Raw genomic sequence first — 17,580 nt, 5'->3', positions numbered from 1 at the left:
ATGATTATGAAAATTAATTTATCAAAATATTTAATAGCAGCTTTTTCGGTGCTGATATTAGGATCATGTTCAAGTGATTTTTTAGAAAAAACACCAACTGAACTTATAAGTGAAGACGCTGCTACAGCAGATGCAGATGCTTTGACATTGGCTATAAATGGTATACATCGTTCGATGTATATGCGTTACGAAGACCAAAACCAAATGGGTGCTGGAGGTGTTATGCAACAAATGGATATTGCCGGAGATGATTTGGTTTATCCAGCAAGTAATGGTTGGTATTTAAGTGTTTACAACTGGACTGCAGTAATAAACGAAAATTCAGCAGAGATAAAATTTCCATACAGAACATTTTATAGAATCATTAGAAATGCAAATGCAATTATAAATAATGCTGATGCAGCTACGGGTTCTCAGACAGTTAGAAACATGGTCAAAGGGCAAGCACTTTTGTATAGAGCTTTTGGACATTTTCAATTAGTTCAAATTTATGCGAAAAGATATGTAAATGGAACTAATAATAGTCAAGATGGTGTGCCATTAGCCTTGACAACTACAGACATGGTAGGAAGATCTTCTGTTGAGGATGTGTACAAGCAAATCAATAAGGATTTAGACGATGCTATGGTTTTGTTAGATGGGTATAAAAAACCTGATAATTCAAATTTAGATTTATCAGTAGCAAATGGTTTAAAAGCTCGTGTGAATTTAGTACAAGGTAACTGGGCTGTTGCCGCAGATTATGCTGCAAAAGCAAAAGTAGGTAAAAGTCTGATGTCAATTGCTGAGTATACAAAAGGATTTAACGATTACACTAACGTAGAGTGGATGTGGGGTAGTGATATTATTGAACTTCAAACAGAATATTTTGGAAATTTCGGTGCTTATATGTCTCGTAATTTTAGTTCGTCAGTAATTAGAGCCTCCCCTAAAGCAATTAATAGTAAATTGTACAATCAAATTCCTGCAACTGATGTGCGTGCTGCTTTATTTAGTAAAACTGGAGAACATCCAACTTTAAACTTAGCAGGTTTTAATAAGTACCCTTATACTAGCCAAAAATACTTAGCAGTAAGTACTGGAGATAGTAGATGTGATGTTCCTTACATGCGTGTTGCAGAGATGTATTTGATTGAAGCTGAAGCAAAAGCAAGATTAGGTTCTGCAGATGCAGCTCAGGTTTTATTTAATCTTGTATCAAAAAGAGACCCGGCTTATGTTTTATCGGCAAAAACTGGTCAAGCTTTGGTTGATGAGATTCTTTTTCAAAGAAGAATTGAATTATGGGGAGAAGGATTTAGATTTTTGGATCTAAAAAGAACTAATTCAGATTTAGATAGAACTGGAGCTAATCACAGTACAATATTTACTGGTGGTGTTTTATCTGTTCCTGCATCAGATAAAAGATGGCAATGGCTTATCCCTCGTGCTGAGATAAACGCTAACCCATTAGTGAGACAAAATGAACTATAATCATTTTTTATAGATTATATAAGGAACTGCCCAATTAATTTTGGGCAGTTTTTTTTTGCCCAAAATTCAGCTGTAAAATTCTTTAGGTTTTAGTATGAAAATAAAACGTTTAAATTTTAGTTTATAAAGTCTGAGATAATGAGTTTTGTTTTTTTTACCTGATTAATTTGAATATTTGCAGTTTCAATGATTTTATATCTTATCCGTTTGGAATTTGGAATTTAAAAGTTTGGAATTTCTTTCGTGCTATTAGCTAATGTATTGCTATAATTTCAAGTGTTTTTTTATTTATACGGTTTAATCTTTTACCTTTGCTCCACAAATTTTTGCCTAAATAATTATTTATAAAGTTATCAAATGAGAATATTCTTTTTTCTATATCTAGTGGTAGTGCCAGCAGTGTTGTTTTCTCAGACCAAGCCTATTGCTAAAGACAATTTGGATATGAATACAAAATATTCAAGTATTACAGATACCGTAAAAAAGAAAAAAGCCAAGATCGCTACTATAGATCAATATCAAATTATCACGATTGAGCATGATACAACTTATGCCGATACATCTTTAACGTTGAAAAACGCGTACAAGCACAATTACCTTAGAAAAGATAATTTTGGACTTTTGGCATTCTCTAACATTGGACAGACGTATAATACGTTGCAATACAGTTTGACAGATTTTTCACCCTATCCGGAATTTGGTTTTAAAGGGAAACATTTTAATTTTTTAGAGGCCAATCAAATTAAGTATTATTCAGTAGCAACACCTTTGACAGAATTGTTTTTTAACAGCACTATTAATAAAGGTCAGAACGTAGATTCATTTATCACACTAAACACCTCAAAAAATCTTAATTTCTCTATTGCATATAGAGGATTGCGTTCAGAAGGAAAGTACATAAATCAGTTGGCAAGTACAGGAAATTTCAGGTTTACAACCAGTTATTTTACAACCGATAAAAGATATGTTTTAAATGCACATTATACCTATCAGGATATTTTGAATGAAGAAAATGGAGGAATAACAACTCCTGCAGATTTTGAAAGTGGCGATCAAAATTTTAAGAACCGCCAAAGATTGCAGGTTTACTTACTTGATGCGGAATCTTTTTTGAAAGGAAAACGATTGTTTTTTGATCACGCTTTTAGGATTAACCCGAAAGAAGGAAATAATAATGCCTATCTAACGCATCAATTTAATTACGAAAACAAATTTTACGAATACAATCAGGCTACTGTTACTTCTACTGTTGATAATAAGCCTGTAAATAGATTTGGAGATTCTTATGTAACCAGTGGTATAAAAGACCAGACGCGTTTTGAGAAATTGTACAATAAGGTTGGCCTTACCTATGAGAATTCGCTTTTAGGAAAGTTTAATTTTTTTATTGACGACTACAGATCGAATTACGAATACAACAGAGTGATACTTGATAACAGTGGAGTTGTTGCAATTCCAAACAATCTTTACAGACAGATCAATAATGTTGGAGGACAGTACGAATATCAGAAAAACAAATGGAACGGCCGTTTTTTATATTCCAGATCAATCACCAATCAGTCGCTTTCTGATTTAGATGCCAAATTAAGATATGACTTAAATGAAAAGATCAAATTTGATTTCAGGTATCAGAATATTAATAAATTGCCTAATAATAATTACGACCTGTACCAAAGTAGTTTTATAAAATACAACTGGTCTAATAATTTTAAAAACGAAAAAATAAATTCGCTTAGCGCTAATGTTTTTACACCATGGTTAAATGCCGAGGTTCAATATTCAGTTCTAAAAGATCATTTGTATTTTAAAGATGAGTCCAATGCTGTAGAAATTGCCGCTCAAACTCAGATTGTGAGACCGTATCAGTACGGTAATGCAATTAATTATTTGTCTGTAAAAGCAAGTCGTGAGTTTAAATTTGGACCGTTTGCTTTAGACAATACATTATTATATCAAAAAGTTGAACAATCGGATTTAATTTTAAATGTACCTGATTTTGTAACCAGAAATACATTTTACTATTCAGGTTATTTTTTCAAGAAAGCATTATTTATGCAAAGCGGAATTACATTCAATTATTTTACTGAATATTTCGGTAATAGCTATAATCCTGTTATCGGTGAATTTTTTGTTCAACAAAATAAGAAGATTGGAAACTATGCCAACTTTGATTTTTTTGTGAACGCCAGAATTCGTCAGACGCGATTTTATTTTAAAGTAGAACACTTTAATGCTGCTTTTTCTCAGAGTAACTATTATTCAGCTCCTAATAATCCATATCGTGATTTAGCGATTCGATTTGGTTTAGTTTGGAATTTCTTCCAATAGAATTTTAGACTCTTTATTAATTTTAAAACCAAATATTAAATTTAAATAAAATGGACTTTTCAAAAAATATTTTAGAGACAATTGGTAATACACCATTGGTAAAACTCAACAAAATTGTTGCTGAAATTGATGCGTTAGTATTGGCAAAAGTCGAAACTTTTAATCCGGGGAATTCTGTAAAAGACAGAATGGCCGTAAAGATGATTGAAGATGCTGAGGCCGATGGTCGCCTAAAACCGGGAGGAACCATTATTGAAGGAACTTCCGGAAATACCGGAATGGGACTTGCTCTTGTAGCAATTATAAAAGGTTACAAATTAATCTGCGTGATCTCTGACAAACAGTCAAAAGAGAAAATGGATATTCTTCGTGCTGTTGGAGCAAAAGTGGTAGTTTGTCCTACGGACGTAGAACCTACGGATCCACGTTCTTATTACTCGGTTTCAAAGCGTTTAGCTGAAGAAACTCCTAATTCCTGGTATGTAAATCAATACGATAATATGTCAAATTCTTTGGCGCATTATGAACAAACCGGACCTGAAATCTGGAAACAAACCGATGGTAAAATCACGCATTTTGTGGTTGGAGTAGGAACGGGTGGTACCATTTCAGGAGTGGGTAAATTCTTGAAAGAGAAAAACCCGAACATCAAAATTTGGGGAATTGATACCTATGGTTCTGTTTTTAAAAAATACCACGAAACCGGTATTTTTGATGAAAACGAAATCTACTCTTATATCACAGAAGGAATCGGTGAAGATATTTTGCCTAAAAATGTTGATTTTTCTCTAATCGACGGATTCACTAAAGTAACAGATAAAGACGCAGCTGTTTATACCAGAAAAATTGCTCTTGAAGAAGCTATTTTTGTCGGGAATTCTGCCGGAGCTTGTATAAAAGGATTGTTACAGCTTAAAGAACACTTTAAGCCGGATGATGTAGTTGTGGTGCTTTTTCATGATTCAGGAAGTCGTTACGTAGGAAAAATGTTTAATGACGACTGGATGCGTGAACGTGGATTCTTAGAAGAAAATATAACAAAAGCAGAAGATGTAATCAAAGACCATATTGACAAACAATTAATTGTTGTTCGTACAGAAGAATTGGTTTCACATGCTATCGAGCGCATGCGTAAGTACAAAATTTCGCAAATTCCAGTTGTAGATATTAATGGTTTTGTAGGTTCTGTTGATGAAACTGATTTGTTCAGAAGTTATGTGGCAGACAAAAATGTAGCCGAAAAACCAATAAAAGAAGTAATGGGGAAACCGTTCCCGATTGTAAAATTAGGAACTCCAATTGAAGAAGTTTCACGATTATTTACCAAAGAAAACGATGCTGTTTTAGTGGATTTAGGAAATGGCAATCACCATATTATTACCAAATACGATATTATTGGGTCTATTAAATAATAACCTAGTTCGTAACTTTGTAATCCATAGATCTAATTTGTAAAGATTAGATTTATGGATTTTTTTAGTTTTAAAATAAAATGAATATGAATTTTACTGCCATAGATTTTGAAACGGCAACTGCTTACCATCCTTGTTCTGTTGGAATTGTAACGGTACAAAACGGGATAATTGTAGACGAGTTTGTCACTTTGATAAAGCCTCCCAATAATGAATACAATCCGTTCACCATTCGTGTACATGGAATTTACCCGCGGGACACTGTAAATGCAAAATCATTTTTACAGGTCTATCCGGAAATCGAAAAAAGATTAAAAAATAGAGTAGTGGTAGCGCATAATGAAAGTTTCGATCGTAATGTTTTATTTAAATCAATGGCGCTTTATGGCTTAGATTATGAAGAGCTCAATATTGCCCCACGTTGGGAATGTACAGTGAAAATATATAAAGCAAAAGGAATAAAGCCCACGAAATTAAGTGATTGTTGTCGGGAAATGAACATTCAGCTGAGCCATCACGAAGCACTTTCTGATGCACGAGCCTGTGCTAAATTATATCTGTTGAAATAATTTAAGTTATATTTGTAAGATTAGTACTAATTTTTATTTATTTTTAGGTTTGTTTATGAATTAATATAAAGCCTAAAAATGAAAGAAGAATTTCTTCATTACCTGTGGAAGTTTAAGAAATTTGAAACCTTAAATTTAAAGACGACTCAAAATGAGCCAGTAACAATTATTAAGACAGGAGATTATTTGGGACTTTCGGGGCCTGATTTTTTTAATGCTCAAATTATAATTGGAAAGCAAAAGTGGGCTGGGAATGTCGAAATTCATCTAAAATCATCCGATTGGTATGTGCATGGTCATGAAAGCGATATTGCTTATGAAAATGTAATTTTGCATGTAGTTTGGGAGCACGATACGGCAATATTTCGGGCAGATAATACTGAAATTTCTGTTTTGGTATTAAAGGATTATGTTTCGTCAGAAATACTAAATAATTATGAGCTCTTAACTAAACCAAAGTCATGGATTCCCTGTGAAAGGGAAATTGCTCGTATTGATGAATTTGTTTTCAAAAATTGGCTGGAACGTATTTTTTTTGAACGATTAGAACGCAAATCTGAACTTGTTTTTAGTTTGTTGAAGGAAAAAAATCAGGATTGGGAAGCCGTTCTATTCTGTTTACTGGCTAAAAATTTTGGTTTGAATATAAATGGAGATTCTTTTTTTCAAATCGCTAAGGCGATTCCGTTTTCAATTGTCAGAAAAGAAGGTTTCGAAACAGAAAATCTGGAAGCTTTGTTTTTTGGAATTTCGGGTTTGCTGGATACGGAGAAAGAAGATCTTTATTTTGCCGATTTAGAAATCAGATACTTTTATCTTATTAGTAAATACCAGTTACCGAAAGTGTACATTGACCCACTTCAGTTTTTTAAACTTCGTCCGGATAATTTTCCGACCATTCGACTTTCGCAATTAGCGGCCTTATATAAGAAACATAAAAACTTATTCACTGCAATAATTGAAGTAAAATCGATCAAAAAGGTGTATGAATTGTTTGCTGTTTCCTCCACTTTGTACTGGCAGAATCATTACCAATTCGATAAAGAAAGCCCTAAAAAAGTAAAAACGCTATCGAAATCATTCATAGATTTAATAATTCTCAACACGATAATTCCACTTCAGTTTGCTTATGCGGAAAAGAGAGGGGGATTTATTTCAGAAGATTTAATTGATTTTATGAAGGAGGTCGCTCCCGAGAAAAATTCGATTAGTGATAAGTTTGAATCCTTCGGAGTAGTATCAAACAGCGCTTTTGATACACAAGCACTCTTGCAACTCAAAAAAGAATACTGCAATCAAAATGCCTGTTTAAAATGCGCAATCGGAATAGAATTATTAAAAGGCAATTAGAAAACAGGTTCGTTATATATTTTTGTACTTTTGTCCAAAGTCTAGAATCTAAGTTTTAAAATCTGAAGTCAGAAGTTTAGAATCTAAAATCTAAAGTCAACAATCTAAAATCTAAGATAGACCCATGTCAGCAATAGTAAAACTCAAATTCTTTTTTGAAAAATATGGTTTTCATGTCTCTTCAAGATTGGCAGATAAATTGGGTATGCGGGTAACTAGCGTACGGTTGTTTTTTATTTATATTTCATTTGTGACTGTAGGCTTGGGTTTTGGAGTTTATTTAACTCTGGCATTTTGGATAAGACTAAAAGATTTAATTAGAGCAAAACGAACTTCCGTTTTTGATTTATAAGCATAAAAAAACTCCAAATTAAATTTGGAGTTTTTTTATGAAATAGTATGCTGAAAACTATTCTGTTTTATTCAGTTTTGATCTTTTCTTACTGTATCCAAAATAGACTAATATACCGATAGCCAACCATCCCAGTGAAAGTAATTGAGCATCTATACTTAAGTTAATCATTAAGTAAGTATTGATTGAAATACCAAGAACTGCAATTACAGGTAAAGCTGGTACTTTAAAAGTTCTGGTTAATTGAGGTTGTTTAACTCTCAAAATCCAAACTGCAATACAAACCATTGTAAAGGCAAATAGAGTACCGAAGCTAGTCATATCCGCTAATTTGTTGATTGGTGTAAAAGCAGCAACAATTGCAATAATACCACCCAAGATCATTAAGTTGGTTTTTGGTGTTCCTGAAATTGGGTTAACTTTAGAGAACACAGAAGGAATTAAGCCATCTTTAGACATTCCAAGGAAAATTCTTGATTGTCCCATGATCATTACCATTAAAACGGAAACCAAACCAACAGTTGCAGCAATTGTAATTATTAAACCTGCCCAACCTTGTCCTGCAATATCAAATGCATAAGCAACCGGTGCTTTTATAGCTTCAGGATATTTTCCTAGTGGGTTAAAATCTTTATAGTTCATCATTCCTGTTAATACTAAAGAAACAAGAATATATAAGGTAGTACAAATTAATAACGAAGCAATAATGGCAAATGGAACGTCCTTTTTAGGATTAATAGCTTCACCAGCTTGAGTAGAAACAGCATCAAAACCTACGTAAGCAAAGAAAATTGCTGCAGCTCCAGATACAATTCCGCCAATTCCGTAAGCGTTATGTGTAGTTTCTTTTTCAATAATTTGAGTTGCTGCCGGAATAAATGGATGCCAGTTAGCAGTATTGATGAAGAAAAGCCCTGCAATAATTACAAATATTACAGCTGAAACTTTAAGAATTACAATCATATTGTTTGCTTTTGCTGCACTTTTTGTTCCTTTAATAAGGATTGAAATAACAAAAAGAACGATACAGAAAGCGGGTAGATTCATAGAGAAACCTTCTCCTGTATAACTGCTAGGATCTGTTGTAAGCCATTCAGGGAGGTGAATATGAAACATTTTTAGTAATTTATTAAAGTAGCCCGACCAGGAAACTGCGACCGTCATAGATCCCATGGCATACTCGAGGATAAGCCCCCAACCGATAATCCAGGCGAAAATTTCTCCAATTGTACCATAGGCATAGGCATAAGCAGAGCCTTCAACAGGTAAAATAGAAGCGAACTCAGAATAACAAAGAGCTGCAAAAACACAGGCAATACCTGCAATAATGAAGGAAACGGCTAGTGCTGGTCCTGCATGATAGTAAGCTCCGGTACCGGTAAGAACAAATATTCCTCCACCAATAATGGCTCCAACTCCAATGGCAGTAAGGCTCCATTTTCCTAAAACCCTTTTTAAATCACTTTTCTTCATATCAGCTTCAAAAGCCGATATTGGTTTAACTCGCATAATTGACATACTATAATCGTGGTTTATTGTTATTAAGTTCCAAATGTATCGTTTTTTATAAAAAATAAAAACAATTATGTAATATTAAGTGACAAAATCTTCACTATTTATATAAATCGCACTTAAAGTATCCGTTAATGCTTGAAATCATTAATTAATTCTATGAAGGCATTTAAGCTGAAAAAAGACCTTAAATTAAATTTGTAAGATTTTTCTTTTAAAATTAAACATTTTTAATTAATTTAGGCTTATAATAAAGTATAAAGTTTTAGGTGAATAGGAGTTTTATGACGTTAGCCAGGTATTTTAAGTTTACAAATCAGCAACGAACCGGAATTTTTTTGCTTTTTGGAGTAATAATAGTGTTGCAAATGATTTACTTTTTGGTAAACTTCACGGCACTCGAAAAAAAAGTTCCCGAAAAAGAACAGTGGATGTCTTTGCAGGCTGAAATTGATTCCTTAAAAATAGAGAAATACAAGAATAAGCGACAAGTCTATTTGTTTAATCCTAATTATATGTCAGATTACAAAGGCTATAAATTAGGTATGTCTGTTCAGGAGATTGACAGGTTGATGGCTTTTCGTAAAGAAAATCGGTATGTAAATTCGGCTGAAGAGTTTCAGCAGATCACAAAAATTTCAGATTCGTTATTAAATGTCATTTCGCCTGTTTTTAAATTTCCGGAATGGGCAAGCAATAAAAAAAGAGTTGTTGAGAATAAGAGGGACTTTAATAAAGGTGAAAAATATGGTAATTCAACCTTTGTAAAAAAAGTGAAGAGTGCAGTGATGGATCTTAATTTAGCGACTCAGGAAGATTTGATTAAAATTTATGGAGTTGGTGATGCATTATCCTTACGAATACTCAAACAGAAGGAAATCTTGGGCGGATTTGTTGCAATGGAACAACTAAAGGAAGTTTGGGGGCTTTCATCCGAAGTGATTAATGAATTGAATGTGCATTTTAAGATTTTTGAAATACCGAATCTAAAAAAAATCGCAATAAACAAGGTCTCTTTAAAAGAATTATCCCAGTTTCCTTATTTTAAATATGCATTAGCAAAACAAGTCATTACCTATAGGAGTATGAATGGAGATTTTAAGAATATTGAGGATTTAGCAAAAATTAACGGTTTTCCTGTTGAAAAAGCAAAAATAATTAGTTTATATTTGGAGTTCTAAAATTAAACTGACCACTATGAATTTTGATTATAACGAAACACAATTAATGATTGCGCAGTCAATAAAGGAATTTGCGGACAAAAACATCAGACCTAATATAATGGAATGGGATGAAGCGCAAACTTTTCCTGTTGCCCTATTTAAAGAATTAGGAGAAATGGGATTCATGGGCGTTTTAGTTCCTGAAGAGTATGGAGGAAGTGGCTTAGGGTATCACGAATATATTACAGTTGTAGAAGAGATCTCAAAAGTAGACCCTTCTATTGGGTTATCCGTTGCAGCACATAATTCATTATGTACGAATCATATTTTGACTTTTGGAAATGAAGAGCAAAAGAAAAAATGGTTGCCAAAATTAGCAACTGCGGAATTTATAGGAGCTTGGGGTTTGACAGAACACAATACAGGTTCTGATGCCGGAGGGATGAATACCACTGCTGTTAAAGATGGTGATTTTTGGATCGTAAATGGTGCTAAAAACTTTATCACACATGCGATTTCAGGTGACGTTGCTGTTGTGATTGTTCGTACCGGAGAAAAAGGCGATTCAAAAGGAATGACGGCTTTTGTTTTTGAAAAAGGAATGCCAGGATTTACGTCTGGCAGAAAAGAAAATAAATTAGGAATGCGCGCCAGCGAAACGGCTGAGTTGGTTTTTGACAATTGTCGTATTTCTGATGCTAACCGATTAGGAGAAGTGGGCCAGGGCTTTGTTCAGGCAATGAAAATATTAGATGGCGGTAGAATTTCTATCGGAGCTTTGTCACTTGGAATTTCCAAAGGAGCATATGAAGCAGCATTAAAATATTCAAAAGAAAGACATCAATTTGGACAACCTATTAGTAGTTTTCAAGGTATCTCTTTTAAATTGGCTGATATGGCAACAGAAATTGAAGCTTCAGAGTTGTTGTTGCATAAAGCAGCTTTCTTAAAACAGCAGCACAAACCGGTTACGACAAGCGGAGCGATGGCAAAAATGTATGCCTCAGAAGCCTGCGTTAAAATTGCAAATGAAGCAGTTCAGATTCATGGAGGTTATGGATATACTAAAGATTTTCCAGTTGAGAAATTCTATCGTGACTCTAAATTATGTACGATAGGTGAAGGAACGACTGAGATTCAGAAAGTAGTAATTGCTAGAAATTTGCTAAAAGAATAGAATTATAGAGCAAAGAGAATAGAATATAGAGTAGGTTTTGTTGGTCTAAGTTAGGATTGACGTAGCTTGAGTCTGTTTTCTATATTCTATTCTCTTTTTTCTTTTATTTAAAGAAAAATAATTCATAATTTATAACTGATAACTCATAATTAATAATTACTTTTGCAGCCTTAACGAGAGGAGGTGTCAATATTATGTTAATTATACCAATTAAAGACGGAGAAAATATCGATAGAGCATTAAAGCGCTATAAAAGAAAATTTGATAAAACAGGAACTGTTCGTCAATTAAGAGCACGTACTGCTTTTATTAAGCCTTCTGTAATCAAAAGAGCTCAAATTCAAAAAGCGGCTTACATTCAAAACATGAGAGATGGTTTAGAAAGTTAGTAGTAGCTTATCAAAATAATTACCGTTAGCGGTCAAAAATATATTTTTTTGATGCTAACGGTTTTTTTATGCCTAATTTTGAGATTGTCGAATTTTCGACATGATCCTTTTTGAGTGACTTTTAGATTAGTTTCAGAAAAGTTTGTCGTTCAGATTTGAAATTTGGAATTTCAAAGATTGGAATTTTATTTCGACTTGCATTTTCGAATAGTTTTGGATTACGGTTAGAAAAGCTTGTTGTTCAGATTTGGAATTTGGAATTTCAAGGATTGGAATTTTATTTCAACTTGTGTTTCCGAATAGTTTTGGATTAAGGTTAGATAAGTTTATCGTTCAGATTTGGAATTTGGAATTTCAAAATTTAGGATTTTATTTCAACTTGTGTTTTCGAATAGTTTTGGATTATAAGGTAGAAAAGGTTATTGTTCAGATTTGGAATTTGGAATTTCAAGGATTGGGATTTTATTTCAACTTATGTTTCCGAATAGTTTTGGATTAGGGGTAGAAAAGGTTATTGTTCAGATTTGGAATTTGGAATTTCAAAGATTGGAATTTTATTTCAACTTGTGTTTTCGGATAGTTTTGGATTAAGGTTAGAAAAGTTTGTCGTTCAGATTTGGAATTTGGAATTTCAAAAATTGGAATTTTAATATCTTTTGGTTTTTGGTTTTTTCGAGAAACAAATAGGTGTAATGTATGTAACGGTGGTTTTGTATGAAAACAAATAAAGAGGCATTTCGTGATTATCTGCAATTAGAGAAAAAATATTCCCTTCATACGGTTAATGCGTATCTGGGTGATATCTCATTTTTTGAAATGTTTAATCAGTCTCAATTTGAGCAGGAAAATATAGAGCAGGTTCATTACGGTCAAATTAGAAGTTGGATTGTTTCTTTGGTGGATCAGGGTGTTTCTAATGTTTCTGTGAATAGAAAAATGGCTTCTCTGCGGGCTTTTTATAAGTTTCTTTTAAAAACAAAACAAATAGAAGTAAATCCGATGTTGAAGCATAAGGCTTTAAAAACGCCTAAAATTGTTCAGATTCCATTTTCTGAAAAAGAACTTGTTGATTTGATGGAGGAGGTTAGTAGTCCGATTGGTTTTGAGGAGATCAGGGATAAGCTTGTTGTGGAGTTGTTTTATGCAACCGGAATTCGAAGAGCGGAGCTGATTAATTTGATGGTCTCTAATGTAGATTTGTCTTCAGGGGTGATAAAGGTTTTGGGGAAAAGAAATAAAGAGCGTATAATTCCGGTTCTTCCTGTTGTTTTAGGGCAGTTTGAGTTGTATTTGAAGGAAAGATCTTCTTTAGAGAAAATAGTGGATCAGAATTATTTTTTTATTTCAAGGAAAGGGTTAAAATTGAGTGAATCTTTTGTGTATCGTTTAATAAATTCATACTTTAGTAGGGTCTCTGAAAAGGTAAAAAAAAGTCCACATGTCCTCAGGCATACTTTTGCGACTCACTTATTAAATAACGGAGCGGATTTGAATTCAGTTAAAGAATTATTAGGGCATTCGAGTTTGGCGTCTACGCAAGTTTATACTCATAATAGTTTGGCAGAGTTGAAAAAAGTGTATGGTGACGCACATCCGAGAAATAAATAATAGTTCTTAAATGTTTAACCCTAAAATTTATATTATGAAGGTAGATGTTCATGCAGTTAACTTTACTGTTGACAGAAAGTTGGTAGATTTTATTCAGGAAAGAATGGATAAGTTGGAAAAATACTACGATCGAGTGGTTTCGGCAGATGTTTTTTTGAAAGTGGAAAGAACAAGTGATAAGGAGAATAAGGCGGTAGAGATAAAGATTAATGTTCCTGGGGATGATTTTTTGGTTAAAAAGCAGTGTAAAACGTTTGAAGAGGCGATTGAGCTTTCGGCAGAATCTTTAGAACGATTGCTTGTAAAGAGGAAAGAAAAAATTAGAACACATATATAATTGAATTTAATTGAAATTTTTTTCAAAAAATGTTTTGATTAAAGGATAAATTAGCTACATTTGCAGTCCGTTAGAAATAGCGGACTTTTTTAATGAGTTTGCCAGCGTAGCTCAGTTGGCTAGAGCAGCTGATTTGTAATCAGCAGGTCGTGGGTTCGAGTCCCTCCGCCGGCTCAAAAAAAGTTTCAAATGCGATTTGAAACAGGTTCTTTTAAATTATTGAAAAAAGTATTTATGATCAAAGAAAGATTTTAGGTTTTAATCTAAAATCAGAAGTCTAAAAATCATAAATTATTTCGGGGAGATACTCAAGCGGCCAACGAGGGCAGACTGTAAATCTGCTGTGTGAACTTCGCAGGTTCGAATCCTGCTCTCCCCACAAAAAAAAGAAGTTAAGATTTCGGGTTGTAGGTTAAGGATATTGAAAGTCTTAAATCTAAGATTCAAAAATCTAAAATCAGAACTCTCTGCCGACTTAGCTCAGGGGTAGAGTGCTTCCTTGGTAAGGAAGAGGTCACGGGTTCAATTCCCGTAGTTGGCTCAAGTAAGTAGGAAATTGAAAATTAATATATAACTAAGATTAAAAATTAAGTAAAATGGCAAAGGAGAATTTTAATCGTTCCAAACCGCACTTAAACATAGGTACAATTGGACACGTAGATCACGGAAAAACTACATTAACTGCAGCAATTACAAAAGTATTGTCTGACGCTGGTTACTGTCAAGCTAAATCGTTTGATCAAATCGATAACGCTCCAGAGGAGAAAGAAAGAGGTATTACTATTAATACATCACACGTAGAGTATGAAACAGCTAACCGTCACTACGCTCACGTTGACTGTCCAGGTCACGCGGATTACGTAAAGAACATGGTTACTGGTGCTGCTCAAATGGACGGTGCTATCTTAGTAGTTGCTGCTACAGATGGTCCAATGCCACAAACTCGTGAGCACATCCTTTTAGGTCGTCAGGTTGGTATTCCAAGAATGGTTGTATTCATGAACAAAGTGGATATGGTTGATGATGCTGAATTGTTAGAGCTTGTTGAAATGGAAATTAGAGATTTATTATCTTTCTACGAATATGATGGAGATAATGGTCCTGTAGTTCAAGGTTCTGCTTTAGGAGGATTGAATAATGATCCTGCTTGGGTTCCTAAAATTATTGAATTAATGGAAGCTGTTGATGCTTGGATCGAGGAGCCAATCCGTGATACTGCAAAACCTTTCTTAATGCCTGTTGAAGATGTATTTACAATTACTGGTCGTGGAACTGTTGCTACAGGTCGTATCGAAACTGGAATTGCTAATACTGGAGATGCAGTTGAAATCATTGGTATGGGAGCTGACAAATTAACTTCTACTATTACAGGAGTTGAGATGTTCCGTAAAATCCTTGACAGAGGTGAAGCTGGAGATAACGTAGGTTTATTGTTAAGAGGTGTTGATAAAGAATCTATCAAAAGAGGAATGGTTATCATTAAGCCAGGATCAGTAAAACCACACGCTACTTTCAAAGCTGAGGTTTATATCTTGAAAAAAGAAGAAGGTGGACGTCACACTCCATTCCATAATAACTACCGTCCACAGTTCTACGTACGTACAACTGACGTAACAGGAGTTATTACTTTACCAGAAGGTGTAGAGATGGTAATGCCAGGAGACAACTTGACAATTAATGTTGCTTTATTAAGCCCAATCGCAATGAGCGTTGGTTTACGTTTCGCTATCCGTGAAGGTGGTAGAACTGTAGGAGCAGGTCAGGTGACTGAAATCGTAGGATAATCCTATAAAATTATAAGAAGCCAGTTGATTTTCTTAACTGAAATCACTGGCTTTTAATTACGGGCGTAGTTCAAGGGTAGAATAGCGGTCTCCAAAACCGTTGATGGGGGTTCGAATCCCTCCGCCCGTGCAATAAAAAATATATCAAATGACAAAAGTTACGAATTATTTATCAGAGGCTTTCGAAGAGTTAAAGTCAAATGTTACTTGGCCGGCTTGGGCTGAGGTTCAGAAATTGACAATTGTTGTGGCTGTATTTTCGATACTGTTTGCTTTGGCAACATGGGGAACAGACGAATTTTTTGCAAAAGCTTTAGCTGGATTTTTTAACTGGTTAAAAGGATAATTTTTTTGTGATGGCAGATAATAATGTGAAAAAATGGTACGTAGTTAGAGCTGTAAGCGGACAAGAAAATAAAGTCAAAGCTTATATCGAAACTGAAATTGCCAGATTAGGTATGGGTGATTATGTTTCCCAAGTTTTAGTACCTACAGAAAAAGTAGTTACTGTAAAAGAAGGAAAGAAAATGTCTAAGGATAAAGTTTATTTCCCTGGATATGTTATGATCGAAGCCAACTTGGTTGGTGAGATACCTCATATTATTAAGTCAATTACTAGTGTAATTGGTTTTTTAGGAGAGATCAAAGGGGGCGAGCCTGTTCCATTGAGACTTTCTGAAGTAAATCGTATGTTAGGAAAAGTAGATGAGCTTGCTGTAAATACAGATACTCGTGCAATTCCGTTCAACTTAGGTGAAACTGTAAAAGTGATCGATGGTCCTTTTAACGGATTTAACGGTACGGTTGAGAAAATAAACGAAGAGAAGCGTAAACTTGAAGTAATGGTTAAGATTTTCGGAAGAAAAACACCATTAGAATTGAGCTTTATGCAAGTTGAAAAAGTATAATTTTTGTTACATCTATAATAACCACTATAATTGCTTCCTATGATTATGGTGTTAAATTTTTTAAAAAATGGCTAAAGAAATTAGTAAGGTAGTTAAACTACAAGTTAAGGGAGGTGCTGCGAACCCGTCGCCACCGGTTGGACCTGCTTTAGGAGCTGCTGGGGTTAATATCATGGAGTTCTGTAAGCAGTTCAATGCTAGAACACAAGATAAACCTGGCAAAATATGCCCAGTACAAATTACTGTGTATAAAGACAAATCATTTGATTTTGTTGTAAAAACTCCTCCAGCTGCTGTCCAATTATTGGAAGCTGCAAAGCTAAAGTCTGGATCAGGTGAACCAAATCGTAAAAAAGTAGCTAGCGTTACTTGGGACGTTATCAAAGCAATTGCTGAAGATAAAATGGTAGATTTAAATGCATTCACAATCGAATCTGCAATGAGCATGATCGCTGGAACTGCTAGATCTATGGGTATAACTGTATCAGGAGATGCTCCTTTTTAATTAAGAGAAAGAAATGGCAAAATTAACAAAAAAGCAAAAAGAGGCTGCTTCAAAAATTGAAAAGAACAAACTATACTCTTTGAAAGATGCTGCTGCATTGATTAAAGTTATAGCTTCTGCAAAATTTGATGAGTCTGTTGATATCGCAGTTCGTTTGGGTGTTGATCCAAGAAAAGCGAATCAAATGGTTAGAGGTGTAGTTACATTACCTCACGGAACTGGTAAAGACGTTAAAGTATTAGCATTAGTTACTCCAGATAAAGAAGCGGAAGCTAAAGAAGCTGGAGCTGATTATGTAGGTCTTGACGATTACTTACAAAAAATTAAAGATGGTTGGACAGATGTTGATGTAATCATCACTATGCCAGCTGTTATGGGTAAATTAGGTCCATTAGGTCGTATTTTAGGACCTAGAGGTTTAATGCCAAACCCTAAAACAGGTACTGTAACTATGGATGTTGCAAAAGCTGTTGCAGAGGTTAAAGCTGGTAAAATTGACTTTAAAGTTGATAAAACTGGTATCGTACATGCAGGAATTGGTAAAGTTTCTTTTGGAGCTGAGCAAATTTATGACAATGCACACGAAATTATTCAAACATTAATCAAACTTAAACCAACTGCTGCTAAAGGTACCTACATTAAAGGTATTCACCTTACAAGCACTATGAGTCCAGCAATTGCTTTGGACCCTAAAGCAGTATAATTGGTAGTTA

Annotated in this window: 17 protein-coding genes and 4 tRNA genes; 20 read left to right on the top strand and 1 reads right to left on the bottom strand. The window is 34.1% G+C overall.

The genetic code is table 11. From position 1 onward, the window contains the following. The first annotated feature begins 6 nt into the window (after positions 1-6). The 6 genes from AB674_RS15100 to AB674_RS15075 all read left to right on the top strand — a co-directional run bounded on the left by AB674_RS15100 (position 7) and on the right by AB674_RS15075 (position 7,484). Positions 7-1,473, top strand: coding sequence for a RagB/SusD family nutrient uptake outer membrane protein (locus tag AB674_RS15100; protein ID WP_047777932.1), 1,467 nt, complete (start codon positions 7-9; stop codon positions 1,471-1,473). Positions 1,474-1,830: 357 nt separating this feature from the next. Continuing rightward, positions 1,831-3,801, top strand: a complete 1,971-nt coding sequence (locus AB674_RS15095) for a putative porin (protein ID WP_047777931.1) — start codon at positions 1,831-1,833, stop codon at positions 3,799-3,801. Between the two features lie 50 nt (positions 3,802-3,851). Continuing rightward, entirely contained in the window at positions 3,852-5,213 is a 1,362-nt protein-coding gene (locus AB674_RS15090) for a pyridoxal-phosphate dependent enzyme (RefSeq protein ID WP_047777929.1), read from the top strand. Positions 5,214-5,299: 86 nt separating this feature from the next. Beyond that, positions 5,300-5,782, top strand: coding sequence for a 3'-5' exonuclease (locus AB674_RS15085; protein ID WP_047777927.1), 483 nt, complete (start codon positions 5,300-5,302; stop codon positions 5,780-5,782). 78 nt (positions 5,783-5,860) lie between these two features. Beyond that, positions 5,861-7,132: a DUF2851 family protein gene (locus tag AB674_RS15080; protein ID WP_047777926.1), complete on the top strand. Its 1,272-nt coding sequence runs from the start codon at positions 5,861-5,863 to the stop codon at positions 7,130-7,132. Between the two features lie 124 nt (positions 7,133-7,256). Beyond that, on the top strand, positions 7,257-7,484 hold the full coding sequence (locus tag AB674_RS15075; protein WP_047777924.1) for a PspC family transcriptional regulator: 228 nt from the start codon (positions 7,257-7,259) through the stop codon (positions 7,482-7,484). Between the two features lie 57 nt (positions 7,485-7,541). Here AB674_RS15075 and AB674_RS15070 read toward each other — a convergent pair whose 3' ends face one another. After that, a complete protein-coding gene (locus tag AB674_RS15070) occupies positions 7,542-9,002 on the bottom strand; it encodes an APC family permease (protein ID WP_047777922.1) in 1,461 nt (486 codons plus the stop codon). 278 nt (positions 9,003-9,280) lie between these two features. Between AB674_RS15070 and AB674_RS15065 the strand changes: the two genes are divergently transcribed. The 14 genes from AB674_RS15065 to rplA all read left to right on the top strand — a co-directional run bounded on the left by AB674_RS15065 (position 9,281) and on the right by rplA (position 17,570). Then, complete coding sequence (locus AB674_RS15065; protein WP_047777921.1) at positions 9,281-10,177, top strand: ComEA family DNA-binding protein; 897 nt, start codon at positions 9,281-9,283, stop codon at positions 10,175-10,177. 16 nt (positions 10,178-10,193) lie between these two features. Further along, positions 10,194-11,336: an acyl-CoA dehydrogenase family protein gene (locus AB674_RS15060; RefSeq protein ID WP_047777919.1), complete on the top strand. Its 1,143-nt coding sequence runs from the start codon at positions 10,194-10,196 to the stop codon at positions 11,334-11,336. Positions 11,337-11,530: 194 nt separating this feature from the next. Further along, positions 11,531-11,725 carry a 30S ribosomal protein S21 gene (rpsU, locus tag AB674_RS15055; protein WP_026985791.1) on the top strand — a complete coding sequence of 65 codons (195 nt, stop codon included), beginning with the start codon at positions 11,531-11,533 and terminating at the stop codon, positions 11,723-11,725. Between the two features lie 714 nt (positions 11,726-12,439). Then, on the top strand, positions 12,440-13,333 hold the full coding sequence (locus AB674_RS15045) for a tyrosine-type recombinase/integrase (protein WP_047777915.1): 894 nt from the start codon (positions 12,440-12,442) through the stop codon (positions 13,331-13,333). 34 nt (positions 13,334-13,367) lie between these two features. Continuing rightward, positions 13,368-13,670 carry a ribosome hibernation-promoting factor, HPF/YfiA family gene (gene hpf / locus AB674_RS15040; protein WP_041517713.1) on the top strand — a complete coding sequence of 101 codons (303 nt, stop codon included), beginning with the start codon at positions 13,368-13,370 and terminating at the stop codon, positions 13,668-13,670. Positions 13,671-13,770: 100 nt separating this feature from the next. After that, positions 13,771-13,844: transfer RNA gene (locus AB674_RS15035), tRNA-Thr, on the top strand. A 124-nt stretch (positions 13,845-13,968) separates the two neighbouring features. Continuing rightward, positions 13,969-14,049, top strand: a tRNA-Tyr gene (locus AB674_RS15030). A gap of 90 nt (positions 14,050-14,139) precedes the next feature. Then, a tRNA-Thr gene (locus tag AB674_RS15025) sits at positions 14,140-14,211 on the top strand. A gap of 55 nt (positions 14,212-14,266) precedes the next feature. Next, positions 14,267-15,454, top strand: a complete 1,188-nt coding sequence (tuf, locus tag AB674_RS15020; protein WP_047777914.1) for an elongation factor Tu — start codon at positions 14,267-14,269, stop codon at positions 15,452-15,454. A 59-nt stretch (positions 15,455-15,513) separates the two neighbouring features. Further along, positions 15,514-15,584 (top strand) — tRNA-Trp (locus AB674_RS15015). A gap of 18 nt (positions 15,585-15,602) precedes the next feature. Further along, complete coding sequence (gene secE, locus AB674_RS15010; RefSeq protein WP_047777913.1) at positions 15,603-15,800, top strand: preprotein translocase subunit SecE; 198 nt, start codon at positions 15,603-15,605, stop codon at positions 15,798-15,800. A gap of 10 nt (positions 15,801-15,810) precedes the next feature. Further along, on the top strand, positions 15,811-16,362 hold the full coding sequence (gene nusG / locus AB674_RS15005; RefSeq protein ID WP_029273444.1) for a transcription termination/antitermination protein NusG: 552 nt from the start codon (positions 15,811-15,813) through the stop codon (positions 16,360-16,362). Between the two features lie 67 nt (positions 16,363-16,429). Continuing rightward, positions 16,430-16,867 (top strand): 50S ribosomal protein L11, encoded by a 438-nt coding sequence (gene rplK, locus AB674_RS15000; protein WP_007807442.1) that lies wholly within the window; start codon positions 16,430-16,432, stop codon positions 16,865-16,867. A gap of 13 nt (positions 16,868-16,880) precedes the next feature. Continuing rightward, complete coding sequence (rplA, locus tag AB674_RS14995) at positions 16,881-17,570, top strand: 50S ribosomal protein L1 (protein ID WP_007807440.1); 690 nt, start codon at positions 16,881-16,883, stop codon at positions 17,568-17,570. Positions 17,571-17,580: the final 10 nt, after the last annotated feature.

The sequence above is a fragment of the Flavobacterium sp. ABG genome (assembly GCF_001027725.1).
Lineage (GTDB): Bacteria > Bacteroidota > Bacteroidia > Flavobacteriales > Flavobacteriaceae > Flavobacterium > Flavobacterium cupriresistens.
This window is presented reverse-complemented; position numbering and strand designations above follow the sequence as displayed.